Consider the following 25,831-nt stretch of genomic DNA (forward strand, 5'->3'; position numbering starts at 1 on the left):
TGTTCAGGTCCTCTATCCATTTTATCATAAACGACCATTTTCTCTTCATTTCAAGTCTTGATAGATGCATAAAAAGGAAAGAGAGTGGTAATAATAAAATAATGGACTAAAGCAGTTAATACGGAGGTATTCCTATATGAAACAGCTCATATCCTTTCTTGCACTCATTATAATTTCCTTAACCGGATGTTCCATGCCTCCGAAGCCGGTCTCATATGGTGAAGAAGCATCAACCTTTGCCCTTGAGCTGTCTTCCTCCGCTGAGGATCTATCCACGCTCTTCTACGACGCTGCAGAGAGTGAAACGGCGAGGTCGGAACTCAAGTCGATGCTGATCAGTATGAAAGATCGAATTACAGCATTTAATAAGATTCAGGCTCCAGAGCAGATGAATGACCTGCATCTCGATTTGCTGAAACAGAATCGGCATGCGCTTCAGAATATTGAAGAATATTTAAGCGCTATTGAAAATAATACCTATACAGAGGATTTAAAAAGCAACACAGGATTAACACGCCAGCTTGAAGCGATTCAAAGCAAGGCTCAGGAAATCAGAATTTATGAGCGAAATTAATCCTCTTCGCTCCTGAACCTTCTCCAGAAAGGCGGTTTAAAATTGCCGCGCGCTTAAAGATTTTATATAATCTGTTCACTTCTTAACCACTCTTCGAATTTCTGCGCTCCAACATCGTAATCCAGGTCCGATTCTTTAACGGAAAAAATTCTGATCCCAACATGCTGTAAGGCAAAATTGCGATTCCCATAAGGAATCTTCAGATTATAAAACTTAAAATCAAAAAACACGTCCCATATATCTTCCAATTCCCTTTTATATGCAACAGCTTCAAAATCCAGACCTTTTTCATAGTAGCCTATATGCAAATGATATCTGCTGTCGTAAAGCATGAATGAACATCACCCTTTCAAATCATATTCGGAAGGCCAAAATATAAATTAAAAAGCATCCTGTCAGATGGATGCTTTTTCTGTGCTTTCTTTTTGAAGGTCTATGATTTCAGCTCTTATTTGTTCGATGCCTTCAAGTGTACGAATGAAAGAGGCAGAGTCAACGACCGTAATAAGCCGGCCTTCTTTCATGGCAATCGATGAGAACCAATCAGCAGAGGCTGCTGCCCCAAGAGGAAGAGGCTTTAAATCACTTTCCTGAAGCTCCAGAATCTCCTTTGCGTCATTTACGAGCAAACCTGCATTCATCTCATTTGAATGAATGGTTATAACCTTTGAATCATCCAGTGCGCTATTTGCCTTATTTGAAAACAGCAAGGCAAGATCAATAATTGGAACGAGATCTTTTCTAATCGGCATGACTCCTTTTACATAGTCAGGCAGGCTGGGAATCGGTTTTAAATCCAATACTTTCTCAATGGATACTACATGTTCTATCGGGATTCCAAAATCCTCTTCCTGGATTTGAAAAATGACGGCTTTCATAATCAATCAGGCTCCTTCCAACTTTCATCCTAATCTATCATACTATGGATCTGTTTTTTGGAAAAGCTTTCCGGAAAAATTCGTCCCTTTCGCCTTTCCCTTTCTCTTTTATAGTAGAATAAGGAAAACTTGATCAGGAGGATGTAAATGGACAAAATAGAACCTTTCACTGCAGCAGCGGCTTTTGTAAAAGCATTTCATCCGGATTGTGATGCGGCAATTCTTGCAGGAAGTGCGGGAAGAGGGGAAGAAAAATCTTCCTCTGACCTCGACATCATCATCTTTACCCAATCAGTTACACAGTCTTACCGGGAATCGTTGTATTTTCACGAGTGGCCGGTGGAACTTTTCGTACATAGTCTTACATCCTACAAGAAGATATACGATTCCGATCGAGCGAGGGCAAACCCCTGCATGCAGCGGATGGTTTGGGAGGGACGTGTAATAAAAGATAGCGGAATAGCTGCGCGATTGAAAAAAGAGGCGGAAGAAGAATGGCGTAAAGGTCCTGAAAGCTGGACAAAATCGGAGATTGAAAGGCACAGGTACTTTATTTCTGATGCCGCTGCGGATTTGGTGGACAGCTTAACAAGGGAAGAGCAGATTTTCACTGTTCAAGCCCTTTCCGATCTGATTTATGAATTTTATATGAGAATAAATGGACAATGGATCGGATCCGGAAAATGGAAGTACCGGTCACTGGCGGCATTTAATGCCCCACTTGCAAATGACTTCCTGAATGCATTAGATGATTTTTACAGAAGGAATCAACTTACAAGCCTGAATCAACTGATTGATCGCGTCCTGCTCCCTTATGGAGGAAGATTGTTTGATGGATTTTCAATTGGAAAATAATAGAAAATAGCCTGGGACATAACTAAAATTGTTGTCCTTAAAGCCGAATATTTCTTTCGAAAAAGCACTGTTAAACTTGGCTGTTGATTTCCGCTTCAGGCGTTCGCTTTCCGCGGGGCGGGCGGTGAGCCTCCTCCTGGCTTCGCCACTGCGGGGTCTCACCTGTCCCGCTGCTCCCGCAGGAGTCTCACGCCTTCCGCTCCAATCAACAGGTGTTAAACATCAACAACATGCTTTAACATAGCCTTTGAAAAAAGCATGAAAAACAGTAAAACCGAACGATTACGAAGCTCTATATCAGAGTTTCAAATAATCGTTCGGTTTTTTTATTAGACGGAAACCTTTTGTCCCCGCCTCTTTTTTATTTCGCTGCTTCTTCAATCACTGCAACAACCATTTCAGCTGTTTTCACCAGTTCTTCAATTGGCATTTTCTCATTTGTTGTATGAATGTCTTCGTATCCTACAGCAAGGTTTACAGTAGGAATCCCGTTTCCTGCAATAACGTTTGCATCGCTTCCGCCTCCGCTTGTAAGCAGACGGCTTTCGCGTCCGATCGCTGCTGCTGCACGCTTCGCGATCTCTACGACATGATCCCCTTCGCCGAATTTGAAGCCGGGATACATAACCTGAATATCGACTTCGGCCTGGCCGCCAAGTTCCTGTGCTGCTTCTTCAAACGCAGCTTTCATTTTTTCAACTTGCGCTTCCATTTTTTCCGGCACAAGAGATCTAGCCTCTGCGAGGATATCCACATGATCACATACGATATTCGTTTGGGTTCCTCCCTCAAATCGGCCGATGTTTGCGGTTGTTTCCTCATCGAGACGGCCAAGCGGCATTTTTGAGATGGCTTTCGCTGCAATGGTAATCGCAGAAACACCCTTCTCAGGAGCTACTCCGGCGTGAGCTGTTTTCCCTTTAATGACTGCTCTGACTTTAGCCTGGGTCGGAGCCGCGACGATGATATCGCCCACTTTTCCATCGCTGTCAAGCGCATACCCGAATTTTGCTGTCATGAGCTTCGGATCCAATGCTTTCGCGCCGACTAGACCTGACTCTTCTCCGGCCGTAATGACAAATTCAATTTTGCCGTGCGGAATGTTTTCTTCTTTTAGTACACGGATCGCTTCAAACATTGCAGCTAGGCCTGCTTTATCATCTGCTCCAAGAATCGTCGTGCCGTCTGTCACAATATATCCGTCTTTAATGGATGGTTTGATTCCTTTTCCCGGAACAACGGTATCCATATGGGATGTGAAGTAAATCGGATCAATTCCCTCTTTCGTCGCTTCGAGCGTGCAGACAAGATTGCCTGCACCGTGTCCAGTTACACCTGTTGTATCGTCTTCGGTCACATGAAGACCAAGGGCAGTGAATTTCTCTTTCAGCACTTTTGCAATTTCGGTTTCGAATTTTGTTTCTGAGTCAATTTTTACAAGTTCTAAAAATTCTTCGACAATTCTGTCTTGGTTTACCATATCTGTCCCTCCAATTTCATTTGTTAAAGCGGGATGTTTCCGTGCTTTTTAAACGGCCGCTGCTCTTTTTTTCCGGATAGCATATCCAGTGCCTGAACCAGCTTGATCCGGGTTTCGCGAGGGTCAATCACATCATCCACCATGCCCTGGCTTGCGGCTACATACGGATTCGCAAATTTTTCACGGTATTCATCGATTTTTTTTGCTCTTTCTGCCTCAGGATCTTCGCTGTTTTGAATGTCCCGCGCAAAAATAATGTTCGCTGCACCTTGGGGACCCATAACCGCGATTTCCGCATTCGGCCATGCATAGACCAAATCTGCTCCGATTGATTTGCTGTTAAGGGCTACGTAGGCACCGCCATAAGCCTTTCGAAGGATGACGGTGATTTTCGGAACAACCGCTTCAGAATAGGCATATAAAATTTTCGCTCCGTGCCGGATAATCCCTCCATGCTCCTGTTTAACCCCCGGGAAAAATCCGGTTACATCCTCAAACGTAATAATCGGGATGTTAAAAGAATCACAAAAACGGATAAAACGAGCGGCTTTATCTGAAGAATCGATGTCCAGCCCTCCAGCCATATATTTAGGCTGATTGCAAACGAGCCCCACTGTCTTCCCCTTTAGCCTTGCAAACCCGACCACCATATTTTTCGCAAACCCCTCATGAACTTCCATAAAGGTTTCAGGATCCATGATGTTTTGAATGACCGTTCTGACATCATAGGGCCGGATGGCATCAAAAGGGATAAGGTCTGTAAGATCAGGACGGTAATCGCTTCCTTCAGGCTCTTGCGTTTTTGGTGGCTTCTCTTCATTATTTTGGGGAAGATAGCTCAAAAGATGCCGGACCTTCTCCAGAACTTCCTGTTCGGAACTGCCTGAAAAATGGGCATTCCCGCTCACTGTATTATGTACATTTGCTCCGCCAAGATCCTCAGAGCTGATTTTCTCACCAGTTACGGTTTCAATCACTTTAGGTCCTGTGATAAACATTTGGCTTGTTTTTTCAACCATAAAGACAAAGTCTGTAATTGCAGGTGAATAAACCGCACCGCCTGCGCATGGTCCGAGTATGACGGAAATTTGGGGGATCACACCTGAATAGATGCTGTTCCTGTAAAAGATGTGTCCGTAGCCATCTAATGATACCACACCCTCTTGAATCCTCGCACCTCCGGAGTCATTCAAGCCGATGAATGGGGTGCCGTTCTGCGCAGCCAGATCCATCACTGCTGCTATTTTTTTTGCATGCATTTCGCCAAGGGCCCCTCCGAATACAGTAAAATCCTGCGAGAATAAATAGATTGGCCGCCCATTTACCTTTGCATATCCGGTTACTACCCCGTCTCCTGGCCCCTTCCTCCCCTGGAGGCCGAAATCGCTGCTCCGGTGTTCAACGAATGCGTTCAGTTCGACAAACGTTCCTTCATCTACAAGCAGATCAATGCGTTCTCTTGCTGTCAGCTTCCCTTTTTCGTGCTGCTTCTCTATTTTATCATCGCCTCCGCCCAGCTCGATTTCACGCCGGCGGTCATATAATTCGTTGATTTTATCGTAAATATCCATACTCATATCCCATCAATCCCCTTTTTTTCGCAAAGCTCTGTCAATGTTCCCCCTGTAGACTTAGGGTGAAGGAATGCAATAGATGCCCCGCCCGCTCCTATTCTTGGCTTGCTGTCAATCATAGCAACCCCCTGTTTCATCAGCTCTTCAATCCGCTCTTCAATGTTTTCCACTTTATAAGCGATATGGTGGATCCCTTCGCCTCTTTTTTCAATGAATCGGGCAACGGGGCTTTCGCTTGAGGTTGGTTCAAGCAGTTCGATTTTCTGATTGCCCGCGTCCAGAAAGGCTACCTTAACAAGCTGCGAAGGCACCTCTTCTTCTCCGATCAGCTTCATCCCCAGTGTTTTCTCATACAGCGGCAGCGAATTCCGGATGGATTTGACCGCTATCCCTAAATGATCTACTTTGTTTATCATGTTTAATCTCCCCCATGCTGTAAACGGATACATACATACATTCTCCAAAATCCGCCGTGAATCCTTCTTATTCGAGCAAGATCTCCATTAAGAATTAGGCTTGTCCCGTTCAGCAATTCAAGTTAAAATAAAACTATTGATTTTTGGGAGTGATTAACATGTCCAATAAAAAAGTCCAAAAAATTGTTGTCATGGTTATGCTAGGCATCATGCTTCTCACAACGCTTCTTGCCGGGCTATCAACTTTTATCGGTTTTTAAATAGCAGAATAAAAAAGAGCCGGTGCGAGGTCAGCACGACGGCTCTTTTATCTTTCCGTGTCAGATTCAGCGGGGGGCAATAAGCCCACGTCTGATTACATTGGCTGAAACAGGCTTCCTTCCCGTCTCTCTGGCCCAGACTGAAAGCTGGCCGATATGATGGATTTCGTGAGCAATAACATGACGCATCACTTCTCCCCAAGTGAAGTTCTCCACGCTTCCATCCGGCCATTCATTTGCCAGCACTTTGTTATTCATCGTCCGTTCATCCCATGCTTCCACAAACTTCTTAACTTCCGGCTTAAACGCTTCGTCCAGCCTTTTTACTTTCTCAAGACTCCGGTACCCTTCAAAATTTTCCTGAAAATCAGGTTTCCCCTCCAAACCGCGTATCCAGCTCCATTCTACATCTGCTATGTGGAAGAGAGTGTGCAAGATCCCCCCCACACCCCCGGTCCGGACTTGCAGCAATTCTTTTTCCGGTATTTCTTCGCACCACTTGTACCACTCTTCCCTGACCATCCAGTTATACGCAAACAGTGTCTGCATGCTTCCCACTCCCTCTATTCGTTTTCCCTTCCCTATCTATTCCTCCTTAAAAGACAAACTCCTCCCATAAAAATAAACGAAGAAAAAACCCGCCGGCTGCAGCGGGTTTTTCTCCTCTATTCATGTTCCCGTATGGCTCCTTTTTCTTTCGCCAATGCTTCAAATGATTGGTTCGTTTTTAAAATCCATACTTTCGTCCCAATTGGAACTTTAGAGAAGAGCTGCTTCACTTCTTCATTATGCATTCGTACACAGCCTTGGGTGACAAAGCTTCCAATTGAAGATTCAAGATTCGTCCCGTGAATGCCGTAAGTCCGTCCATCTGTTCCTTCTGCATCAAATCCGATCCAGCGGGGACCTAAAGGATTTTTCGGATCTCCTCCGGGGATATCTTTTTTCCGGTAATACGGATCGATTGCTTTCACAACGATCGAAAATTCCCCCTCAGGTGTCATACCCGATTCCTTCCCGCTTGCAACCGAGTAAATGTTTTGAATGGATCCATCGTCAATAAAAGCCATTCTATTTGTTTGCTTATTAATGATGAGGTATGGATCTCCTTGTACAGGATTATGTCCAAGAGGCCAGATAGGGGAAGCCATCAAAATCGAAATAAGGATTACCCACTTCAATTGCGGCACCTTCTTTTTCCTTTAGTATGAGGAATAAGAAGATGATTCATGCTTATTTCAAGCCTTTGAAATAACTTTTCATGACTAAATATTGTTCCAGTTCACGAACAAGGTGAAGCAGGGATGCGCGGGTTTCGAATTCTTCCCTCGTTTGAGGAAGAGGCATCTCCTGAAAAGAGACTTTCATGTCATCCAATCTTCTTAAAAATAAATGAGCCGTGTTTCCCGGATGAATATGCTCGCGCAAATCTTTGATAAAGTCAGCAATCATCTCACCTTGCTCTACCGTAACTGACAAATTGGAGATAAGAGGAAGGAGACGTTCAATCAATTCAAATTGTTTTTCTCTCATTCGAAAATAATGGTAGTATAGATTTTCGTTGCGGAGAAAATGATTTTCCACGTCCCGGAGAGCAAGGGACTTCGCTTCGTGTATCAGATGAGCTGTTTCAGTAATTTCCTTTCCATCCCACTGATTGTCCCCTTCAAGCAAAAACAGCTCCATTTGTCGGAAAATCAGAGCAAAATTGGCTTCAATTTTTTGCTGATAGGACACGAGGATGCGATTAACGCTTGGCATATATAGATTCATAATGAGAGCTACCCCAATTCCTGTCGCAATCAATGCAAGTTCATTTAAAATAAGCGATAGGGTTATATGATTGGATGCATATAAATGAAGGATAATGACGGAACTGGTAACGATTCCTTCTTTTGCTTTGGCCATTACGGCTACCGGAATAAACAGGAGCAGCATAACGCCAATCACAATGGGTGAATAGCCGAAAAGCTCAAAAAACACAAATGAAAACAAAATGGCAATGGAGCAGGCTAAAAATCTCGCCCATGAGCTTTGCAAAGATTTCTTTTGTGTGACTTGAATGCAGAGAATCGCAATGATTCCGGCAGATGGAAAGTTTTGAAGCCCGAAAAGCTGTGCAAGGCTGATTGCTGCAGCGGTTCCGAGGGCAGTTTTTATTGTTCTGTAGCCAATTCGAAATTTCATGTAAAAACTCCTATATCTTTTGTTCCTTTATTTTAACCTAAAAAAAGAGCTGTTCCAAATGGAAATGCCAGCCCCTGTCATTTCAGACAGGAGCAAAGACACCATTTGGCCAGCTCAAAAGTCCTTCATTCGTTTATAATATCTTACTCAAAAAGTCTTGTGCCCTTTGTGATTTCGGCTGAGCGAAGAATTCCGCCGGAGGGGCATCCTCTACAAGCGAGCCTCCATCCAGAAACAGGACACGGTCTGCCACTTCTCTTGCAAATCCCATCTCATGGGTCACGATAATCATGGTCATCCCAGTATGCGCCAAATCCTTCATTACATCCAGAACTTCCTTGACCATCTCCGGATCCAGGGCGGAAGTAGGCTCATCAAAAAGCATGACGTCCGGATTCATCGCTAAAGCTCTGGCAATTGCCACCCTTTGTTTTTGGCCTCCTGATAAACGGCTCGGATATTCATTTGCTTTTTCAGCGAGACCGACTTTTACGAGAAGGGCTTTTGCCCTCTCTTCAGCTTCTGCTTTGGAGAGCCCTTTCACCGTAGTCGGCGCATAAGTAAGATTTTGCAGAACGGTTTTGTGCGGGAAGAGATAAAAGTGCTGAAACACCATTCCGAGATTTTGGCGGATTGAATTAATTTTCACTTTCGGGTCTGTTACTTTTTGCCCTCCGACTTCAATCTCTCCGCTTGTTGGAACTTCAAGCAGATTTAAACATCGCAGGAATGTGGATTTTCCTGAACCGGAAGGGCCAATCACTGCCACAACTTCCCCTTTATTGATGGATACAGAAATATTGTGAAGCACTTCGTTTTTTCCGAAGGATTTATGAAGCTTGTCCACTTTAATCACTTTGTCTCAGCCTCCTTTCAACAAGCTTGCCGATCATCGTCAGGATCATGACTAGAATATAATAGATCAGCCCTGCTATAATAAGAGGTTCAAAAAATTTATATGTATTTCCCCCTACCTGCTGGGCCCTTCTCATAACATCCCCTAAACCAATGACGGTAACAATGGCCGATTCCTTTGTAAGCGTGATAAATTCATTCACCAGGGCCGGAAGGATATTTTTAATTGCCTGTGGGAGGATAATATCCTTCATCGTCCGGTTATATGGCACTCCAAGCGCCATTGCGGCTTCGCTTTGTCCTTTGTCCACCGCCAGAATTCCCGCGCGGATTACTTCCGAGATGTAAGCACCCGAGTTCAGGGTAAACGCTGCCACCGCTGCCCAATATTGATCGATGGGCCCGATAAATTGCGGAAGGCCGAAATAAATAATGACAAGCTGGAGAACGAGCGGCGTCCCCCGAAATATTGATGTATAAAAATCTGCTATCCAGTTAAGCGGCTTAATCCGGCTTATTTTTAAGAGTGCCAGAATAATAGCCCATGTGAAGCCAAAAAGGGCTGATAGAGCTACCAATTTAAATGTAATGGCGAGCCCTCCGATTATAAAAGGGATCGAGTCTGAAATTGCTCCAAAATCTATAACCATATCGCAGCTCCTTTCTCAAATTTCATAAGAAACGTTCAACCAGATCAAGTTGAACGTTTCCTGATGATTCTATTTTTGATCCTTGCTGAACCATTTAACAATAAGCTTTTCAAGCTCTCCGTTTTCTTTCATCTTTTGCAACGCTTTATTAAACTCTTCTGTATACTTGCTTCCCTTTTGGAATGCAATGGCAGAACCTGCTTCTTCTTCGCTTGAATCGAGGGTGAAGCCTTCCAGTTCTTTATCCTTGTCAAAGTATCCTTTTGCTACTGTATCCTCGATGATAGCAGCATCAAAGCGCCCGGCTTTCATTTCCTGAACAAGCTCAGGGATTTTGTTGCGGTTTTCAACTTTTACCTTTGTTTTCTCTGCAATTTTCTTTGCTTCGCCTTCCTGAATGGAGCCAAGCTGAACGCCCAGTGTTTTGCCTTCCAAATCTTCAACCGTTTTTATGCCGCTCCCTTTAGGAGAAACAATCATATGTTTCGCTTTATAATAAATATCGGTGAAATCAACATTTTTCTTGCGCTCTTCCGTAGGTGTCATACCGGCAAGCACCAAGTCAACTTGCTTCGCCTGCAGCCCGGCTACTAAACCATTAAAATCCATATCCTGAATTTCCACTTTATAACCGAGATCATCCGCAAGAGCATTTACTAAATCAACGTCAAATCCAATAATGTCATCACCCTTCGCTGTATCCTTATACTCAAACGGAGGATAGTCAGCAGAAGTTGCCATTTTAAGAACCTTCTTTTCTTTTCCCCCATCCCCTGACGTTTCTTCTGATGCTCCGCATGCTGCGAGCATAGAAGCAATAACGAGGCCGATTGCCAGAAATAACCATTTTTTCATTGTTTGTTTCCCCCTATAATTTTAAAGTTAAAAATATTCTAAATTTAATAAAATTATGTCCTATATCCCAGAACTTTTCAAGAAATTTTTAACCTTATATTTATGCGATATTTTGTATTTTAACACGATTTCATATTTATGCAATAACTCTTTTAAAAATAAATTTTATTTTATATTTTACTATTCTTATAAAATACTGTGTTTCCAGTGATTTTTCGCAGTTTTAATGAGTTAAAGCATAAAAAAAAGACCTTTTAACAAAGGTCTTTTTTAAATAATTATGCACATGTATGATTAGATTTCTTTGCAGTGCTTTTCAAAGGCATCCTGCAGTTTAGCGACAACAGCCATCGGCTCATGTCCTTCTATTTCATGGCGTTCAACCATTGTTATCAGCTTCCCGTCCTTCAAAAGAGCAAAAGATGGAGAGGATGGCGGATAGCCAGTGAAGTAATCCCGGGCTCTCGCTGTTGCCTCCTTATCCTGGCCGGCAAAGACCGTTACGAGGCGATCCGGTCGCTTGTCATAATGAACGGAATGAGCAGCCGCAGGTCTTGCGATTCCTCCTGCACACCCGCATACAGAATTAACCATCACAAGCGTGGTTCCTTCCTGTTTAAATGTATCCTCTACCTCTTCAGGTGTTTTCAGTTCTGTGTAGCCTGCTGCCGTTATTTCCTGGCGTGCCTGTCTGACCACATCATTCATGAACAAATTGAAATCTATATTCATGTGATCCTCTCCTTTGTTTAAAAAATCGATCTCTCATTTTTCATAGAAACTGTTCCGTTGAGTTTCCTGCTTTTATTTTACCAAGAGCAGGATGTTTTCCGCAAACGGTGTGATTAAGTATTCTTTACAACAATGATTGCATCATCTTCTGTTCACCGGACTTGTTCATTTCGGGAGAGATTTGAAGAAATTCCCTACCAGATCTTTAACAGTGGATGATACTGCGGCCTTTTCTTCAACAATAGCCTGTTCCGCAGAAAAAAGCCGTTCTTTTACCGACGGATTGCGGTAAAAGGCATACAGAAGTTCGTTCTTAATGCTTTCATGAAACCATTCTTTCTGCTGCAGCCGCCTCCTCTCCGCAAACAGACCGGACTGACATGTAGCAGATTGAAAAGCCTGAATCCGGCTCCAGATTTCCCTAATCCCTTTTTCCTCCAGAGCACTTGCCGGAAGTGCCTCTGTCGTCCAGCCTTCCGTATACGGTTTTAAAAAGTGCAGCATCGTACTGTATTCCTTGACTGCTTTATTCGCAAGAGGAAGGTTATCTCCATCCGCTTTATTGACCACAACCAGGTCAGGAAGCTCCATAATGCCCTTCTTCATGGTCTGCAGCTCATCTCCGGCACCCGTCAAAACAAGCAGGAGAAAGAAATCGACCATTCCCCGTACGAGGTATTCACCTTGTCCGACACCCATTGTTTCAATCAAAATAATATCATAGCCTGCTGCTTCACAAAGAAACATCGTTTCTCTCGTTTTCCGGCTGACGCCTCCAAGCGTTCCGCTTGATGGGGACGGTCTGATAAAGGCATCAGGGTTAACAGATAGCCTTTCCATTCTCGTTTTATCCCCGAGAATGCTCCCCCTTGATACATGGCTTGTCGGATCTACGGCAAGTACGGCTACTTTATGGCCCAGACTGCATAAATACGTCCCGAATGCATCAATAAAGGTGCTTTTTCCCGCACCCGGAACACCGGTTATACCGATCCGGATTGAATTGATTCTTTTATCCATTACTTGTTCGAGCAGCTTTTGGGCGGCTTCAAAATGCCGCTCGGCTCCGCTCTCAACGAGGGTAATCGATTGGGCAAGGACGCTTCTGTCACCCTGAAGAATCCCCTGCACGAGAACCTGCGGGTCAATATTGCTCTCATTCCGCTTTCTCTTCATCGTTCTTCCTTAATTTCCTCGTAGCCAAGAACATCATATAGTTTGTCCAGCACCTTCATAGCCGCTGAGGGAATAACCGTCCCCGGCCCGAAAATTTCAGCCGCTCCATTCTCTTTTAAGAAATCATAATCTTTGAACGGAATTACACCCCCGATTATGACGAGAATATCATCCCGGCCCAGCTTTTTCAGTTCAGCTTTCAGCTTTGGAAGCAGCGTTTTATGTCCAGCTGCAAGAGAGCTCATTCCGACAACATGCACATCGTTCTCCACCGCCTGGGCAGCAGTTTCCGCCGGAGTCTGGAAAAGAGGACCCATATCCACATCAAAACCCAAATCGGCAAATGCGGTTGCAATGACCTTTGCTCCGCGGTCATGGCCATCCTGCCCCATCTTGGCAATGAGAATTCTTGGTCTTCTTCCTTCAAGCTCCTGAAATTCGTCTGCTGCCTTCCGGACTTTATTTATTTCCTCTTCATTTGAATACTCGGAACTGTACACTCCGCTCACGGATCGGATCACCGCCTGATGTCTTTTGGATACCCGTTCGATGGCAAAAGAAATTTCCCCAAGCGTGGCGCGGTTTTTTGCCGCCTCCACAGCCAATTCAAGCAAATTCCCTTCCCCGGTTTCTGCTGATTGAGTGATCGCCTGAAGCGACTGAACGACTCTTTGTTCGTTCCTTTCGCGCTTCAGCTTCTCCAGACGCTGAATTTGTTTATTTCGGACTTCTGTATTGTCAATGTTCAGCACATCCAGATCGTCTTCTTTTTCCAGTCTGAACCGGTTTACCCCTACAATTGTTTCTTGTCCAGAATCAATCCTTGCCTGTCTTCTGGCTGCAGCTTCCTCTATTCTCATTTTTGGAAGGCCGGTTTCAATGGCTTTTGCCATGCCGCCTAAATCTTCGACTTCTTTAATAAGCGTCCAGGCCCGCTCCTTTAATTCATTTGTAAGTGATTCAACATAATAAGAACCCCCCCAGGGATCGATTACCTGGCAAATACCCGTTTCCTCCTGAAGATACAGCTGGGTGTTCCTTGCAATCCTCGCACTGAAATCCGTAGGCAGTGCAATCGCTTCATCAAGTGCATTTGTATGAAGTGATTGTGTGTGGCCCATTGCAGCAGCATGAGCTTCAATTGCCGTCCGAACCACATTATTGAATGGGTCCTGTTCAGTCAGGCTCCACCCGGAAGTTTGCGAATGCGTCCTGAGAGCAGAAGATTTCGGATTCTTCGGCTGGAAGGGCTTCATTAATTCCGACCATATCTGCCTTGCTGCTCTCATTTTCGCCACTTCCATGAAATAGTTCATTCCCACTGCCCAGAAAAAAGAGAGTCTTGGAGCAAAGGCATCAATATCAAGACCGGCCTTTAATCCGGTTCGGACATACTCAAGCCCGTCAGCCAGTGTGTAGGCAAGTTCAATATCATTCGGCGCACCGGCTTCCTGCATATGATAGCCGGAAATGCTGATGCTGTTGAACTTAGGCATATGTTCCGATGTGTATTTAAAAATATCCCCTATAATTCTCATCGACATCTCAGGCTGATAAATATACGTGTTTCGAACCATATATTCTTTTAAAATATCATTCTGAATCGTTCCTGTAAGCTGATTCAACGAAACTCCCTGCTCCTGCGCAGACACAATGTAAAAAGCCATGATCGGGAGGACGGCTCCATTCATCGTCATCGACACACTCATCTCATCAAGAGGAATTCCATCAAATAAAATATTCATGTCGAGAATGGAATCGATGGCGACTCCGGCCTTTCCGACATCTCCCTCTACTCTCGGATGATCGGAATCATAGCCTCGATGCGTTGCTAAATCGAACGCCACAGACAAGCCTTTCTGACCCATTGCAAGGTTTCGCCTGTAAAAAGCATTGCTCTCTTCAGCCGTTGAAAAACCTGCATACTGCCGGATCGTCCAAGGCCGATTGACATACATGGCTGCATAGGGGCCTCGTGTAAAGGGAGCGATGCCCGGAAACGTATCGTCCACATGCGATGCATCTTCAAGTGTATACCACTGCTTCAGTTTGATTTTTTCATTGGTTTCAAACACTGGCTGTGCCGTCTGTGTTGCGGTCCCGGAAGTCATTTTTAACTGTTCTGCAGTCAGCTTGATTCTTTTCATTTGTTTGCAACCCCCAATGCTACATGAAGATTCTGCAGGAATACAAGACGGTTCATCCCCATTGTCATTTCTTTATCAGGGCTAAACCTTCCATCCCACTCTTCAGGCTGTCTGCCGGTAATAAATACGTCTGCTGAAGCTTCATTTACCACGTGCTGAATGTCCTTCTCACATTCGATATAAGCCGCATTCTGTCCGCATAAAAATAAAGGCTTGCTAAGGTCAGCGTCGGAAATGGATGTGACAGTTGGTATCATTCCTCCTGAAGCAAGCAGGCCGGTCAAAAAATCCAGCCGTGGCTTGTATTCTTTTAAACTGCCGAAAACCGCAACCTGAACAGATGGAAGTTCCCCGTTTCTTCGGGCATAATTCTGTGCATGCATACGCAGCTTTTCATAAGGTTCCGCCAGCCGGACTGGTTTTATTTTTTCTATGCGCCCCTGTGCAGGCTGAGTCCATACATCCTCTCCTTTTTCGTACTTCTTCTGAATACTGCTGAAAGATTCTTCAGGCCAATGGAAAAGCCGGCTTTCTTCTCTGCTTTCATGAATTTGGTCTTCCTGATTTGCATAATCATTCACACCGATCATCTTTACCTGCTGTGTAAACAGTCCATCAGACTGTTTTTGAGACGTGTTGTCCACATCAAATTGAAGAGAGCCGCTTCTCAGCGCTTCGAGAAATCCGCCTTTCTCCTCAATTTGAATCATTTTCTCCCAGGCTGCTTCAGCCAGTTCTTTCGTCAGGGATTCTATATAAAACGAGCCGCCTGAAGGATCATTGACTTTGCCAAGCAGGCTTTCTTCACTGAGTAAATAATGGATATTTCCTGCGATGCGCTCAGATAAAACTGAACCGCCATCTGCTTCATCAAACGGGAGTACGGTGATGGCATCCGCATTTCCAAGTACAGCCGAAAAAGCTTCTGTGGATGTACGAAGAAGATTGACATGAACATCCAATTTGGATTTATTATAGGAAGACGTTTTGACATGTACATAAAGTTTTTGAGCTTCCGGGTCCCCTCCGAATGCGGAAACAATTGAGCTCCAGATTATTCTTGCCGCTCTGAGTTTCGCAATCTCCATAAAGAACTGGGAACCAGCTGAAAAACTGAATGCCGTTTTCTTGGCGGCAAGATCACACGTTTTCCCGCTCTGCCTGTACCAATTCATATAATCGACTGCTTTCGCAAATGTATAGGCCAGCTCCTGAACAGCATCTGCACCGCAGTTATGCACATAATCCCCTTTGAACAGAAGTGTTTTCTGATTCAGCCGATCGGCTGATGCTTCTGTAAAATCTGCCGTCCATTGGAGCGCATGAAGCATGTCTTCGTCCCTTAGCTGGCCAAGCATAAGTGCTTCGTATGGGTCAGTGCCGATAATCCCCCCGCCAAATTCACGGAGTGATCCTGCAAAGAAGGCCATTAAATGCGGGGCTTCCCCGCAATCCACCATATAATGCAAATTGCTTTCCTTCATACTATTTGCAAGCAGACTGGCATCCTTCTCGGATACCAGCTTGCTTACAGATGAGAAATAAAATGAATTCATTCCTTTTTCGCACGCAGAGCTCAGCGCCGCACACAAATCATGGATTGAAGTGTACTGGTTCACCGACTGAGCGGTTTTCCACATTTCTTTTACTGGCTGCGTGCCTCTTGTATATGGAATTGAGCCAGGTTCTGGCATATGTAACGCATCTTTCTTTGAATAAAGCGGTTTCAATATAATGTTTTCCTTTGTTACTGTTTTTAACGTGTCCGCTGGTTTCCCCTTTAAAGCCCTGCTTACCGCTTGGATCCACTCCTGCTCCAAGCCGCTTTGGTGCTCTTCCTGTACTCGCTGATGCTTGCTCATCCCGCGCTTCCAAATGGAAGCCCACCCCCTAAGAATGCGTTCTCATTTTTGAACAGCGATAATTCCCTGCTTATTCTTTATTGTATTATAACTAGTGGCATCCATCAATTGCCTCTCATGGTTTCTGCAGACTCCCCGGGTGGTATACTATCCTTAACTATTCTGTGAGAAAAGGAAGAATCATATATGAAAAAAACCATGCTGATCATAAACGGCAATGCCGGACAAAAAAATGTAGAAAAAAACCTGCAAATCATCGTTCCGATTTTGACAAAAGCCAGTCCGCATCTCCTGATTCTTCAAACACAGCGTGCATTGGACGCCAAAAGATACTGTGAGCTGTACGGAGAAGAAATGGATCTTGTTTATATTCTAGGCGGAGACGGGACTGTCCATGAATGTTTAAACGGACTTGCCTCACTCAAGAATAGACCTGCTGTCGGTATACTTCCGGGCGGGACGTGCAATGATTTTGCCAGAACACTGGGCATTCCCCTCAATTTGAAGGAAGCAGTACAGGTTCTGACGGAAGGAAAAACGAAAAGCATTGATGTGATTAAAGCAAATGAACTCTACTTACTGAACTTTTGGGGGATCGGTTTGATAACTGAAACCTCCAATAATATTATCGGTAGCGAAAAAGCGATGCTCGGCAAAATCAGCTACTTTTTAAGTGCTTTCCGGACTGTTCAAAAAATGGATCCATTTCCAGTCAGGTTGAAAACGGAAAGCCATGATTATGAAGGAGAAGCCGTAATGGTGATTGTAGCCAATGGAAAATTCATCGGGACCAATGCTCTTCCTTATCCAGGTATTGAACCTGATGATGGAATGGCAGACGTGTTTATTCTGAAAAACACCAATTTAACAACCATTAAAGAACTTCTTACAATGAAAGATGCATCCCAATGGGATAACAAAGATTCTGACCTTCTTCATTTCACAGGCGTAAACATTGAAATCAACACCGAGACTCCGATGAAAGCAGATACAGATGGAGAAGTATACTCCGGAACCCCTGAAACCTTGAAGGTATTGAAGCAGCATATGGAGTTCTTAGTGCCGCAGGATGAGAATCGATGAAATAAGGAGAAAAAAAGAGCCTGAGACAAGAGGTTTCCGGCTAATAAAAAAACCGAACGATTATTTGAATCTCTGGTATAGAGGTTCATAATCGTTCGGTTTTATTGTTTTCATGCTTTCTTCAAAAGAAATATTCGGATTAAGGACAACAATTTTAGTTATGTCCCAGCCTCTTTTTTCTTAATAAACGGAAGTATTTTCCTTCGAAATATGTTCTAAAATTTCTTTTACTCTGGCAAGGAAACGTCCGCAGACGAGGCCGTCGAGCACACGGTGATCCAGCGACAGACAGAGATTAACCATATCCCGGACCGCAATCATGCCATTATTCATGACCACAGGACGCTTAACAATTGATTCTACCTGAAGAATCGCAGCCTGAGGATGGTTGATAATGCCCATCGATTGTACAGACCCGAACGAACCGGTATTGTTCACCGTAAACGTACCGCCTTTCATATCATCCGATCCGAGCTTTCCGTTTCTGACCTTGCCGGCAAGCTCTGTAATTTCACGGGCGATGCCTTTGATGGTCTTCTCATCAGCCTGCTTGATCACCGGAACAAACAACGCATCATCCGTTGCCACAGCTATGGAAATGTTGATCTCTTTTTTCTGAATGATCTTGTCCCCTGCCCACATGGAATTCATTTGAGGAAATTCCTTAAGAGCTTGAGCCACGGCTTTTACAAAGAATGCAAAGAAGGTGATGTTGAAGCCTTCTTTTTTCTTAAAATCATCTTTTATAGATCCGCGGTATTCAACAAGGTTTGTAGCATCCACCTCGACCATCATCCATGCGTGAGGGGCTTCATGTTTGCTTTTCAGCATATTGGCTGCTATTGCCTTACGCACTCCATTGACCGGAATTTCGATATCTTCCGGAGCAGCTTGTGCAGAAGAGGCCGCTGGCTGAGCTTTTTGCTGAGTTTGTGTTTCTGGTTTAGCTTCGATCTTCATTTCAGCTGCTTGAGGCTGATTAGTTGGAGCTGCCGCCTGCTTTTTAGCGCCAGCTTGAGGAGCTGTACCGCTGTCGATCAGCTGCTGCAGGTCTTTACGGGTAATTCTTCCTCCGGCGCCGCTTCCGCTGACCTGCTCAAGATCAATTCCGTTGTCCTGTGCTAAACGCAGAACAGCAGGAGAGTACCTTCTTTTATTGGATTGATCAGCATTTGATGCAGAAGGTTCAGAGGTTTCCTCAGCAGATGCTTCAGCTGCAGGAGCTTCCTCAGCAGTGCCGCCTGCTACCTCCACCTTGCAGATCACCTGTCCAACTTCCAGTGTATCTCCTTCTTCTGCGACGAGCTCTTTAATGATGCCTGTAAAAGACGAAGGAACCTCTGCATTCACCTTATCCGTCATCACTTCAGCAATGGGGTCGTACTTATTTACCTGATCTCCGACCGATACAAGCCATTTGCTGATGGTCCCTTCTGTGACACTCTCCCCAAGCTGGGGCATGGTCATTTGTTCCATTCCCATTGATTGGCACTCCCTTTATAAAAGATTAAAATTCAGCGAGTTTTCTCATCGCTTCTTCGACTTTATCCGGATTGACCATAAAGTATTTTTCCATCGTTGGCGCATAAGGCATAGCCGGAACATCAGGTCCTGCCAGACGCATAATCGGCGCATCCAGATCAAATAAGCAGTTTTCAGCAATTATCGCTGATACCTCACTCATGATGCTTCCTTCTTTGTTATCTTCTGTTAGCAGCAGCACTTTGCCTGTTTTTGATGCTGCTTCCATAATCGCTTCTTTGTCGAGAGGATAAACGGTTCTTAAATCCAGGATATGGACAGAGATTCCGTCCTGGGCAAGTCTTTCTGCAGCCTGAAGAGCAAAATGGACACACAATCCGTATGTAATAACCGTGATATCCTCTCCCTCTCTTTTCACATCTGCTTTCCCGATCGGCAGAACGTAATCATCAGCTGGAACTTCCCCTTTAATAAGGCGGTAAGCACGTTTATGCTCAAAGAATAGAACCGGATCTTCATCACGGATCGCCGCTTTTAACAGACCTTTCACATCATAGGGAGTAGAAGGCATCACAATTTTTAATCCAGGAGTGTTGGCGAAAAGCGCCTCGACAGACTGGGAATGATAAAGAGCGCCATGGACTCCCCCTCCGTAAGGAGCGCGGATTACCATCGGACAGCTCCAGTCGTTATTGGAACGGTAGCGGATTTTTGCCGCCTCCGAAACAATCTGGTTGACTGCAGGCATGATAAAATCGGCAAACTGCATTTCCGCGATTGGACGCATTCCGTACATCGCGGCGCCGATTCCGACACCTGCGATCGCTGATTCAGCGAGCGGTGTATCAATGACACGTTCCTCGCCAAACTGTTCATATAATCCAAAAGTGGCTTTAAATACGCCGCCCTTCTTCCCTACGTCTTCCCCTAAAACAAATACTTTTTCATCGCGCTCCATCTCTTCCCGGATCGCCATTGTCACTGCATCAATATAAGATATTACTGCCATTTCGTCTCCTCCTTACTCCGCGTAGACATGCTTCATTGCTGATTCCGGGTCTGCATAGGAAGCATTTTCTGCATAATCCGTTGCCTCGTTTACAGTCTTCATCACGTCATCAAGAATCGATTTTTCCATCTCATCGGTCAGAATGCCGGTTTCTCTTAAATAAGCGGCGAATGTAGCATTCGGGTCGTTCCTTTTTGCTTCTGCCACTTCTTCCTGCTCACGGTAGCTTCTGTCATCATCATCACTGGAGTGGGGAGTCAGCCTGTAGGAAATGGTTTCAATAAGAGTTGGACCTTCTCCCCGCCTGCCGCGGTCTGCTGCTTCTTTCACCGCCTTATATACTTCAAGCGGATCATTCCCATCAATGGTGAAGCCAGGCATTCCATAGCCGATTGCCCGGTCAGACACGTATTTGGCCGCTACTTGTTTTTCATACGGAACAGAGATGGCATATTTATTGTTTTCACACATGAAAATAACCGGCAGCTTATGTACTCCCGCGAAGTTGGCTCCTTCATGGAAATCTCCCTGATTGGACGAACCCTCTCCAAACGTTACGAATGTCACAATATCTTTCTTTTCCATTTTTCCTGCCAGCGCAATTCCGACTGCATGGGGAACCTGAGTCGTTACAGGAGATGAACCTGTCACAATACGGTTTGATTTTTGTCCGAAGTGGCCTGGCATTTGTCTTCCGCCTGAATTCGGATCTTCTGCTTTTGCAAAGCCTGACAGCATTAAGTCTTTTGCCGTCATGCCGAAAGCAAGGACCACACCCATATCGCGGTAGTACGGGAGAACATAGTCTTTTTCACGGTCCAGTGCAAATGCTGCGCCTACCTGTGCTGCTTCCTGTCCTTGACAGGAAATAACGAATGGAATCTTCCCTGAGCGGTTCAGCAGCCACATCCGCTCGTCAATTTTTCTGGCCATTACCATTGTTTTATACATTTCAAGCACTTGGTCGTCCGTTAGCCCAAGTGCTGCATGACGATTCTCAGCCATGGCAATCCCTCCTAATTATTCATAAAATCAGCCGTGTATCGCTTTTCCATCCACAGCAAGTGCTGCTTCGCCAATCGCCTCTGAAAGAGTGGGGTGAGGATGAATGGTATGCCCGATTTCCCACGGGGTTGCATCCAGCACACGGGCTAAGCCTGCTTCCGAAATCATATCGGTTACATGAGGTCCAATCATATGAACACCGAGAATATCATCTGTATCCCGATCAGCGACTATTTTTACAAAGCCATCCGATTCACCGTACACAAGAGCCTTCCCAATCGCCCTGAATGAGAATTTCCCCGTTTTGACATTGCGGCCCATTCCTTTTGCTTCTTCCTCCGTATAGCCGACACTTGCAGCTTCCGGGGATGAATATATGCATTTTGATACGAGCGAATAGTCAATCGGCTGAGGATTCTGATTGGCTAAATGTTCAACAGCCAATATTCCTTCATGTGAAGCGACATGGGCAAGCTGAAGGCCTCCATTCACATCGCCAATAGCGTAAATATGAGATTCTTTCGTCTGCATATAAGGATTCACTTTGATAAAGCCTTTTTCAACAGCGATATCGGTATTTTCAAGCCCTATTCCCTCAACATTTGCCTGTCTGCCGACAGATACAAGCATTTTTGCAGCCTCAAATGTCTGATTTGAGCCGTTAATTTCCGCTTCTATAAAAACACCCTTCTCTTTTCGGAGCGTTTCCGGCAATACTTTGGCGCCTGTTACAACTGTAATTCCTTTTTTCTTTAGGAGCCGCTGCATTTCTTTTGAAATTTCTGCGTCCTCAAGCGGAAGAATCCGGTCTGCATACTCAATGACGGTAATTTGAACGCCGAAGTCTGAAAGCATTGATGCCCATTCAATTCCAATAACTCCTCCGCCGACAATTATCATCGACTCCGGAAGACTCTCAAGCTTGAGTGCTTCGTCTGAGGTCAGAACCAGCTCTCCGTCAGCTTCAAGACCGGGCAGTGAACGGGGCCGCGAGCCAGTTGCGATAATGACGTTTTTCGGGATGAGCATCTCATTTTCCGTCCCATCATTCATTTCAACCGAAATGGTTCCAGGCATAGGCGAAAAAATAGATGGGCCCAAAATCCGGCCGAGTCCTTCGTAAACGTCAATTTTCCCTTGCTTCATAAGGTGCTGGACCCCTTTATGCAGCTGATCAACAATCCCCTGTTTACGTTCCTGTACACGCGGGAAGTTTAATTCTACACCTGAAACTGATACTCCAAATTCAGCGGATTTTTTTGTCTGGGCAAACACTTCCGCACTGCGGAGAAGCGCTTTGCTTGGGATGCAGCCTGCATGGAGACATGTGCCTCCAAGCTTGCCTTTTTCCACAATTGCTGTTTTCAGACCAAGCTGGGATGCACGGATTGCCGCCACGTATCCGCCTGTTCCTCCCCCGACAATAACGAGATCATATTCTGTCGCCACTTGTAAAACTCCCTTTCATCAGCCGAATATCCTTACCGGTTTTTTATTGCCGGGGTATTCTTTAGCCGGTTCTTCTTTTTTAAGGACGCGAAGCGCCCCTTCTGCAAGGGCCTGCAATTCATTTTCCCCCGGAAGAATCATCACATCGGCAATCCAGTCCACGTAGCTTGAAATAAGTGAAGTGAACCGCTTGCCATAAGCGAGTCCGCCCGTCAGCACGATCGCATCGACTTTGCCGCTTAAAGCTGCGCTCGCCGCTCCAATTTCTTTGCCGATTTGGTATGCCATCGCATCCATGACGAGCTTGGCTTTCGGATCTCCATCCTCCACCATTTTTTCTGCCTTAATCGCATCATTCGTTCCTAAATAGCCCACCATACCGCCTTGTCCGACAAGTTTCTTCATGACTTCTTCCCGGTAGAAGTCTCCTGAAAAACACATCGAAATCAAATCGCCAGCCGGTACGGTTCCAGCCCGCTCCGGACTGAATGGACCGTCTCCGTGAAGGCCGTTGTTTACATCCGCAACTTTCCCTTTTTTATGAACACCTACTGTAATGCCCCCGCCCATATGGGTAACAATCAAGTTCAAATCCTCATACCTTTTCCCATAGCGGGAAGCAGCTTTTCTGGCCATTGCTTTTTGATTGAGTGCATGAAAGATGCTTTTGCGTTCAATTGCAGGCATACCGGATATTTTAGCAATCGGCTCCATTTCGTCCACCACAACCGGATCGACGATAAAAGCAGGAATATTTAATCCTGAAGCGATCTCATGGGCAATAATGCCTCCGAGGTTGGATGCGTGCTGGCCGGCAAAGCCCTTCTCAAGGTCTTCAAGCATCCGGCTATTCACTCTGTATGTGCCGCCTTCAATAGGGCGAAGGAGACCGCCTCTGCCGCATACCGCAGAAAGCTTTGAAATATTCATTCCTTCTTCATCCATTGCCTCCAGTATGGCTGCTTTTCGGAAATGGTACTGGCTGATGACAGATGGAAATCCGTTTAATTCCTCGGTACTGTGTCTGATTGTTTTTTCCAAGATGGGACGGTCAGAATCAAATACGCCAATTTTTGTAGATGTGGAACCCGGGTTGATCACCAATATCCGATATTCTGTTTCCTGCAAAAGTGGATCCTCCATTTCTAAGCTAATACGCATGATGCAGATTCCGCCTGCTTACCGGCGGTTTAAGATGTGCTGGCCGTTCTGAAGGAATTGGCTTCTTGAATTTCTCATCCGCTCAATTCTTTCTTCCGCAAGACGGTCTGCTGCTTTATAGGTCGGAATACTGTCGCGTTTTGCAATTTCAAGGACGCTTTCAATGTTGCTGTAGATTCCTTCCACCTTTTTAAGGGCGCGGTCGCGATTATAGCCGTATAGTTCGTCCGCTACGTTGATTACACCTCCGGCATTTATTACATAATCCGGTGCATAAACAATCCCCATTTCATGGATCGTATCGCCGTGACGAGTTTCCTTCAGCTGGTTGTTTGCAGCACCCGCTATAACACGTGCTTTCAGCTGGGGAATGGTATCATCGTTAATCGTCGCTCCAAGTGCACACGGTGCGTATATATCACAGTCCACACTGTAAATTTCGTCAGGGTCAACAGCCTTTGCTCCAAACTCTTCTACCGCACGCTGAACAGCTTCTTTGTTAATATCTGTGACAATCAGCTGTGCCCCTTCTTCATGAAGGTAGCGGCACAGATTAAAGGCAACATTCCCCACCCCTTGTACAGCAATAACTTTTCCTTCAAGGGAATCCGTTCCAAACGCTTCTTTTGCTGCTGCTTTCATTCCTCTGTATACACCGAAAGCTGTAACCGGAGAAGGATTTCCTGAAGAACCGAATGCAGGTGAAATACCCGTAACATATTTGGTTTCCTCGTGTATGATATCCATATCCTCAACGGTCGTTCCTACATCTTCTGCTGTTATGTATCTTCCATTCAAGCCCTGAATATAGCGGCCGAATGCCCGGAACATTTCTTCATTTTTATCTTTTCTCGGATCTCCGATAATGACCGTTTTCCCTCCGCCAAGATTTAAACCGGCGGCTGCATTTTTATACGTCATTCCGCGGGAAAGCCTTAGTGCATCCTCAACAGCCGCTGCTTCTGATTCGTATGTCCACATGCGTGTTCCGCCCAAAGCAGGTCCAAGCGTTGTATCATGAATGGCAATAATCGCTTTTAAACCGGATTGCTTGTCCTGACAAAATAATACCTGCTCATAATCATATTGCTCCATATATTTAAAAAGTTCCATTTTCGTTTCCTCCTTGTTTTCACGTTCAGAATATCATCAATTCTTTTTTACCTGACTGCTGATTTCTTTAATCAGCTTTGAACTTAAGCATTGCAAATAGCAAGAGCAAGGGAATACAGTTTGCTTTCAGAAGAATCGGACCGGCTCGTTACGACAATGGGAGCTTTGGCACCGGTTATAAGACCGCCTACTTTCCCATGGGCGAAATAAACCAGCGATTTATAGAAAATATTTCCTGCCTCCATATTTGGCATAAGCAGAATATCCGCTTTCCCGGCCACTTCCCCGGCTACTCCTTTATGCTCTGCTGCTTTTTCTGATACAGCGACATCCAAAGCCATCGGTCCGTCAATCAGACAATTGCCGATTTGGCCTCTTTGATTCATTTGTGTTAAGACGGCCGCATCCAGAGTTGCCTGCATGGATGGATTGACCATTTCGACCGCCGCAATCGGCGCGACTTTCGGCAGGGACAAACCGAGACGTCCCGCAGTCTTCACTGCATTTTCAGTAATCTGAATTTTTTGCTGAAGATCTGGCTGAATGTTCATTGCGACATCTGTAATGAATACAAGTCTGTTAAAGGACGGGACATCAAAAACAGCAACGTGCGATAAAATGTTACCGGTTCGCAGGCCATATTCCTTATTCAGCACTTCTTTCATAAGAATAGCTGTAGGCAGCCCGCCTTTCATCAGCACATCGGCATCTTTTCTGCGGACAGCTTTTACTGCCATCTCAGCCGCTTCCTTCTGAGAAGAAGCATGGACAATCTCAAGTGATTTTTGATTCGCCCTCTTTTCATCAAGCAAAGCAGAAATTTTTGCTTCGTCTCCATAAAGAATGAATTCTGCCAGATTATACTCCTGAGCCTTTAAGATCATTTCAATCACTTCATGATCTTCTCCGCAGGCTATGGCCGTCCTCTTTCCTTGGATACCGGACGCTTTTTCAAGAACTGTTTGCAGGTTCATGCTTGAATCACCCTCTTCAAAATAAGTGCACCCATATTGTATAGTAGCAAAAAG

26 protein-coding genes are annotated in these 25,831 nt (G+C 45.0%); 4 read left to right on the forward strand and 22 right to left on the reverse strand.

Annotation, left to right across the window (positions count from 1 at the left end; genetic code table 11):
* Positions 1-136: 136 nt before the first annotated feature.
* Positions 137-574 (forward strand): DUF6376 family protein, encoded by a 438-nt coding sequence (locus CEF21_RS14520; RefSeq protein ID WP_123917538.1) that lies wholly within the window; start codon positions 137-139, stop codon positions 572-574.
* A gap of 62 nt (positions 575-636) precedes the next feature.
* On the opposite strand, the gene CEF21_RS14525 is transcribed toward CEF21_RS14520, so the two are convergent.
* Positions 637-906: a DUF3986 family protein gene (locus CEF21_RS14525; RefSeq protein ID WP_123917540.1), complete on the reverse strand. Its 270-nt coding sequence runs from the start codon at positions 904-906 to the stop codon at positions 637-639.
* A 63-nt stretch (positions 907-969) separates the two neighbouring features.
* Positions 970-1,452: a chemotaxis protein CheW gene (locus CEF21_RS14530; RefSeq protein WP_123917542.1), complete on the reverse strand. Its 483-nt coding sequence runs from the start codon at positions 1,450-1,452 to the stop codon at positions 970-972.
* Positions 1,453-1,599: 147 nt separating this feature from the next.
* On the opposite strand from CEF21_RS14530, the gene CEF21_RS14535 reads away from it, so the two are divergent.
* A complete protein-coding gene (locus CEF21_RS14535) occupies positions 1,600-2,307 on the forward strand; it encodes a nucleotidyltransferase domain-containing protein (RefSeq protein WP_123917544.1) in 708 nt (235 codons plus the stop codon).
* A 361-nt stretch (positions 2,308-2,668) separates the two neighbouring features.
* Here the strand turns inward: CEF21_RS14535 and CEF21_RS14540 are convergent, their stop codons facing one another.
* Genes CEF21_RS14540 through mce form a run of 3 tightly spaced genes read right to left on the reverse strand, consistent with a single transcriptional unit; the run spans position 2,669 to position 5,777 of the window.
* Entirely contained in the window at positions 2,669-3,787 is a 1,119-nt protein-coding gene (locus CEF21_RS14540) for a tripeptidase T (protein WP_123917546.1), read from the reverse strand.
* Positions 3,788-3,810: 23 nt separating this feature from the next.
* Positions 3,811-5,358, reverse strand: a complete 1,548-nt coding sequence (locus tag CEF21_RS14545; RefSeq protein ID WP_123920275.1) for an acyl-CoA carboxylase subunit beta — start codon at positions 5,356-5,358, stop codon at positions 3,811-3,813.
* 2 nt (positions 5,359-5,360) lie between these two features.
* Positions 5,361-5,777 (reverse strand): methylmalonyl-CoA epimerase, encoded by a 417-nt coding sequence (mce, locus tag CEF21_RS14550; protein WP_123917548.1) that lies wholly within the window; start codon positions 5,775-5,777, stop codon positions 5,361-5,363.
* 158 nt (positions 5,778-5,935) lie between these two features.
* Between mce and prli42 the strand changes: the two genes are divergently transcribed.
* The gene (gene prli42 / locus CEF21_RS21350) at positions 5,936-6,037 is read left to right on the forward strand and encodes a stressosome-associated protein Prli42 (protein ID WP_164462199.1); all 102 of its coding nucleotides are present in this window, start codon (positions 5,936-5,938) and stop codon (positions 6,035-6,037) included.
* A 66-nt stretch (positions 6,038-6,103) separates the two neighbouring features.
* Here the strand turns inward: prli42 and CEF21_RS14555 are convergent, their stop codons facing one another.
* The 10 genes from CEF21_RS14555 to CEF21_RS14600 all read right to left on the reverse strand — a co-directional run bounded on the left by CEF21_RS14555 (position 6,104) and on the right by CEF21_RS14600 (position 16,501).
* Positions 6,104-6,586, reverse strand: coding sequence for a DinB family protein (locus tag CEF21_RS14555; protein WP_123917550.1), 483 nt, complete (start codon positions 6,584-6,586; stop codon positions 6,104-6,106).
* A 116-nt stretch (positions 6,587-6,702) separates the two neighbouring features.
* Positions 6,703-7,227: a L,D-transpeptidase gene (locus CEF21_RS14560; protein WP_481747591.1), complete on the reverse strand. Its 525-nt coding sequence runs from the start codon at positions 7,225-7,227 to the stop codon at positions 6,703-6,705.
* Between the two features lie 43 nt (positions 7,228-7,270).
* Entirely contained in the window at positions 7,271-8,224 is a 954-nt protein-coding gene (locus CEF21_RS14565; protein WP_123917552.1) for an aromatic acid exporter family protein, read from the reverse strand.
* A 133-nt stretch (positions 8,225-8,357) separates the two neighbouring features.
* On the reverse strand, positions 8,358-9,080 hold the full coding sequence (locus CEF21_RS14570; protein WP_123917554.1) for an amino acid ABC transporter ATP-binding protein: 723 nt from the start codon (positions 9,078-9,080) through the stop codon (positions 8,358-8,360).
* The gene (locus tag CEF21_RS14575) at positions 9,073-9,729 is read right to left on the reverse strand and encodes an amino acid ABC transporter permease (RefSeq protein ID WP_123917556.1); all 657 of its coding nucleotides are present in this window, start codon (positions 9,727-9,729) and stop codon (positions 9,073-9,075) included. The genes CEF21_RS14570 and CEF21_RS14575 overlap by 8 nt, the downstream gene beginning before the upstream one ends.
* 69 nt (positions 9,730-9,798) lie before the next feature.
* A complete protein-coding gene (locus tag CEF21_RS14580; protein ID WP_123917558.1) occupies positions 9,799-10,584 on the reverse strand; it encodes a transporter substrate-binding domain-containing protein in 786 nt (261 codons plus the stop codon).
* Positions 10,585-10,878: 294 nt separating this feature from the next.
* On the reverse strand, positions 10,879-11,316 hold the full coding sequence (locus tag CEF21_RS14585) for a BrxA/BrxB family bacilliredoxin (protein ID WP_123917560.1): 438 nt from the start codon (positions 11,314-11,316) through the stop codon (positions 10,879-10,881).
* A gap of 165 nt (positions 11,317-11,481) precedes the next feature.
* Positions 11,482-12,492, reverse strand: a complete 1,011-nt coding sequence (gene meaB / locus CEF21_RS14590) for a methylmalonyl Co-A mutase-associated GTPase MeaB (RefSeq protein WP_123917562.1) — start codon at positions 12,490-12,492, stop codon at positions 11,482-11,484.
* Positions 12,489-14,639, reverse strand: coding sequence for a methylmalonyl-CoA mutase (scpA, locus tag CEF21_RS14595; RefSeq protein ID WP_123917564.1), 2,151 nt, complete (start codon positions 14,637-14,639; stop codon positions 12,489-12,491). Before scpA ends, meaB begins: the two co-directional genes overlap by 4 nt.
* Positions 14,636-16,501 carry a methylmalonyl-CoA mutase family protein gene (locus CEF21_RS14600; RefSeq protein ID WP_123917566.1) on the reverse strand — a complete coding sequence of 622 codons (1,866 nt, stop codon included), beginning with the start codon at positions 16,499-16,501 and terminating at the stop codon, positions 14,636-14,638. The genes scpA and CEF21_RS14600 overlap by 4 nt, the downstream gene beginning before the upstream one ends.
* 186 nt (positions 16,502-16,687) lie before the next feature.
* Here CEF21_RS14600 and CEF21_RS14605 point away from each other — a divergent pair, with 186 nt between their 5' ends.
* Complete coding sequence (locus tag CEF21_RS14605; RefSeq protein WP_123917568.1) at positions 16,688-17,584, forward strand: YegS/Rv2252/BmrU family lipid kinase; 897 nt, start codon at positions 16,688-16,690, stop codon at positions 17,582-17,584.
* A 180-nt stretch (positions 17,585-17,764) separates the two neighbouring features.
* Here CEF21_RS14605 and CEF21_RS14610 read toward each other — a convergent pair whose 3' ends face one another.
* The 7 genes from CEF21_RS14610 to yqiS form a co-directional block, all read right to left on the reverse strand.
* Complete coding sequence (locus CEF21_RS14610; protein WP_123917570.1) at positions 17,765-19,066, reverse strand: dihydrolipoamide acetyltransferase family protein; 1,302 nt, start codon at positions 19,064-19,066, stop codon at positions 17,765-17,767.
* Positions 19,067-19,091: 25 nt separating this feature from the next.
* Positions 19,092-20,075, reverse strand: coding sequence for an alpha-ketoacid dehydrogenase subunit beta (locus CEF21_RS14615; protein ID WP_123917572.1), 984 nt, complete (start codon positions 20,073-20,075; stop codon positions 19,092-19,094).
* 12 nt (positions 20,076-20,087) lie between these two features.
* On the reverse strand, positions 20,088-21,080 hold the full coding sequence (locus CEF21_RS14620) for a thiamine pyrophosphate-dependent dehydrogenase E1 component subunit alpha (protein WP_123917574.1): 993 nt from the start codon (positions 21,078-21,080) through the stop codon (positions 20,088-20,090).
* 27 nt (positions 21,081-21,107) lie between these two features.
* Complete coding sequence (lpdA, locus tag CEF21_RS14625; protein WP_123917576.1) at positions 21,108-22,529, reverse strand: dihydrolipoyl dehydrogenase; 1,422 nt, start codon at positions 22,527-22,529, stop codon at positions 21,108-21,110.
* 18 nt (positions 22,530-22,547) lie between these two features.
* Positions 22,548-23,672, reverse strand: a complete 1,125-nt coding sequence (gene buk, locus CEF21_RS14630) for a butyrate kinase (RefSeq protein ID WP_481747676.1) — start codon at positions 23,670-23,672, stop codon at positions 22,548-22,550.
* 36 nt (positions 23,673-23,708) lie between these two features.
* A complete protein-coding gene (gene bcd / locus CEF21_RS14635) occupies positions 23,709-24,803 on the reverse strand; it encodes a branched-chain amino acid dehydrogenase (protein ID WP_123917580.1) in 1,095 nt (364 codons plus the stop codon).
* Between the two features lie 83 nt (positions 24,804-24,886).
* Positions 24,887-25,777, reverse strand: coding sequence for a phosphate butyryltransferase (yqiS, locus tag CEF21_RS14640; RefSeq protein WP_123917582.1), 891 nt, complete (start codon positions 25,775-25,777; stop codon positions 24,887-24,889).
* Between the last annotated feature and the right edge of the window lie 54 nt (positions 25,778-25,831).

Origin of the sequence: Bacillus sp. FJAT-42376 (assembly GCF_003816055.1) — a bacterium.
Classification (GTDB): Bacteria; Bacillota; Bacilli; order Bacillales; family Bacillaceae; genus Metabacillus_B.

Excerpts from the sequence above, each read along its gene's own strand:
- CEF21_RS14520 (WP_123917538.1), top strand. The coding sequence starts at position 137 with ATGAAACAGCTCATATCCTTTCTTGCACTCATTATAATTTCCTTAACC.
- CEF21_RS14525 (WP_123917540.1), bottom strand. The coding sequence starts at position 906 with ATGCTTTACGACAGCAGATATCATTTGCATATAGGCTACTATGAAAAA.
- CEF21_RS14530 (WP_123917542.1), bottom strand. The coding sequence starts at position 1,452 with ATGAAAGCCGTCATTTTTCAAATCCAGGAAGAGGATTTTGGAATCCCG.
- CEF21_RS14535 (WP_123917544.1), top strand. The coding sequence starts at position 1,600 with ATGGACAAAATAGAACCTTTCACTGCAGCAGCGGCTTTTGTAAAAGCA.
- CEF21_RS14540 (WP_123917546.1), bottom strand. The coding sequence starts at position 3,787 with ATGGTAAACCAAGACAGAATTGTCGAAGAATTTTTAGAACTTGTAAAA.
- CEF21_RS14545 (WP_123920275.1), bottom strand. The coding sequence starts at position 5,358 with ATGGATATTTACGATAAAATCAACGAATTATATGACCGCCGGCGTGAA.
- mce (WP_123917548.1), bottom strand. The coding sequence starts at position 5,777 with ATGATAAACAAAGTAGATCATTTAGGGATAGCGGTCAAATCCATCCGG.
- prli42 (WP_164462199.1), top strand. The coding sequence starts at position 5,936 with ATGTCCAATAAAAAAGTCCAAAAAATTGTTGTCATGGTTATGCTAGGC.
- CEF21_RS14555 (WP_123917550.1), bottom strand. The coding sequence starts at position 6,586 with ATGCAGACACTGTTTGCGTATAACTGGATGGTCAGGGAAGAGTGGTAC.
- CEF21_RS14565 (WP_123917552.1), bottom strand. The coding sequence starts at position 8,224 with ATGAAATTTCGAATTGGCTACAGAACAATAAAAACTGCCCTCGGAACC.
- CEF21_RS14575 (WP_123917556.1), bottom strand. The coding sequence starts at position 9,729 with ATGGTTATAGATTTTGGAGCAATTTCAGACTCGATCCCTTTTATAATC.
- CEF21_RS14580 (WP_123917558.1), bottom strand. The coding sequence starts at position 10,584 with ATGAAAAAATGGTTATTTCTGGCAATCGGCCTCGTTATTGCTTCTATG.
- CEF21_RS14585 (WP_123917560.1), bottom strand. The coding sequence starts at position 11,316 with ATGAATATAGATTTCAATTTGTTCATGAATGATGTGGTCAGACAGGCA.
- meaB (WP_123917562.1), bottom strand. The coding sequence starts at position 12,492 with ATGAAGAGAAAGCGGAATGAGAGCAATATTGACCCGCAGGTTCTCGTG.
- scpA (WP_123917564.1), bottom strand. The coding sequence starts at position 14,639 with ATGAAAAGAATCAAGCTGACTGCAGAACAGTTAAAAATGACTTCCGGG.
- CEF21_RS14600 (WP_123917566.1), bottom strand. The coding sequence starts at position 16,501 with ATGAGCAAGCATCAGCGAGTACAGGAAGAGCACCAAAGCGGCTTGGAG.
- CEF21_RS14605 (WP_123917568.1), top strand. The coding sequence starts at position 16,688 with ATGAAAAAAACCATGCTGATCATAAACGGCAATGCCGGACAAAAAAAT.
- CEF21_RS14610 (WP_123917570.1), bottom strand. The coding sequence starts at position 19,066 with ATGGGAATGGAACAAATGACCATGCCCCAGCTTGGGGAGAGTGTCACA.
- CEF21_RS14615 (WP_123917572.1), bottom strand. The coding sequence starts at position 20,075 with ATGGCAGTAATATCTTATATTGATGCAGTGACAATGGCGATCCGGGAA.
- CEF21_RS14620 (WP_123917574.1), bottom strand. The coding sequence starts at position 21,080 with ATGGCTGAGAATCGTCATGCAGCACTTGGGCTAACGGACGACCAAGTG.
- buk (WP_481747676.1), bottom strand. The coding sequence starts at position 23,672 with ATGGAGGATCCACTTTTGCAGGAAACAGAATATCGGATATTGGTGATC.
- bcd (WP_123917580.1), bottom strand. The coding sequence starts at position 24,803 with ATGGAACTTTTTAAATATATGGAGCAATATGATTATGAGCAGGTATTA.
- yqiS (WP_123917582.1), bottom strand. The coding sequence starts at position 25,777 with ATGAACCTGCAAACAGTTCTTGAAAAAGCGTCCGGTATCCAAGGAAAG.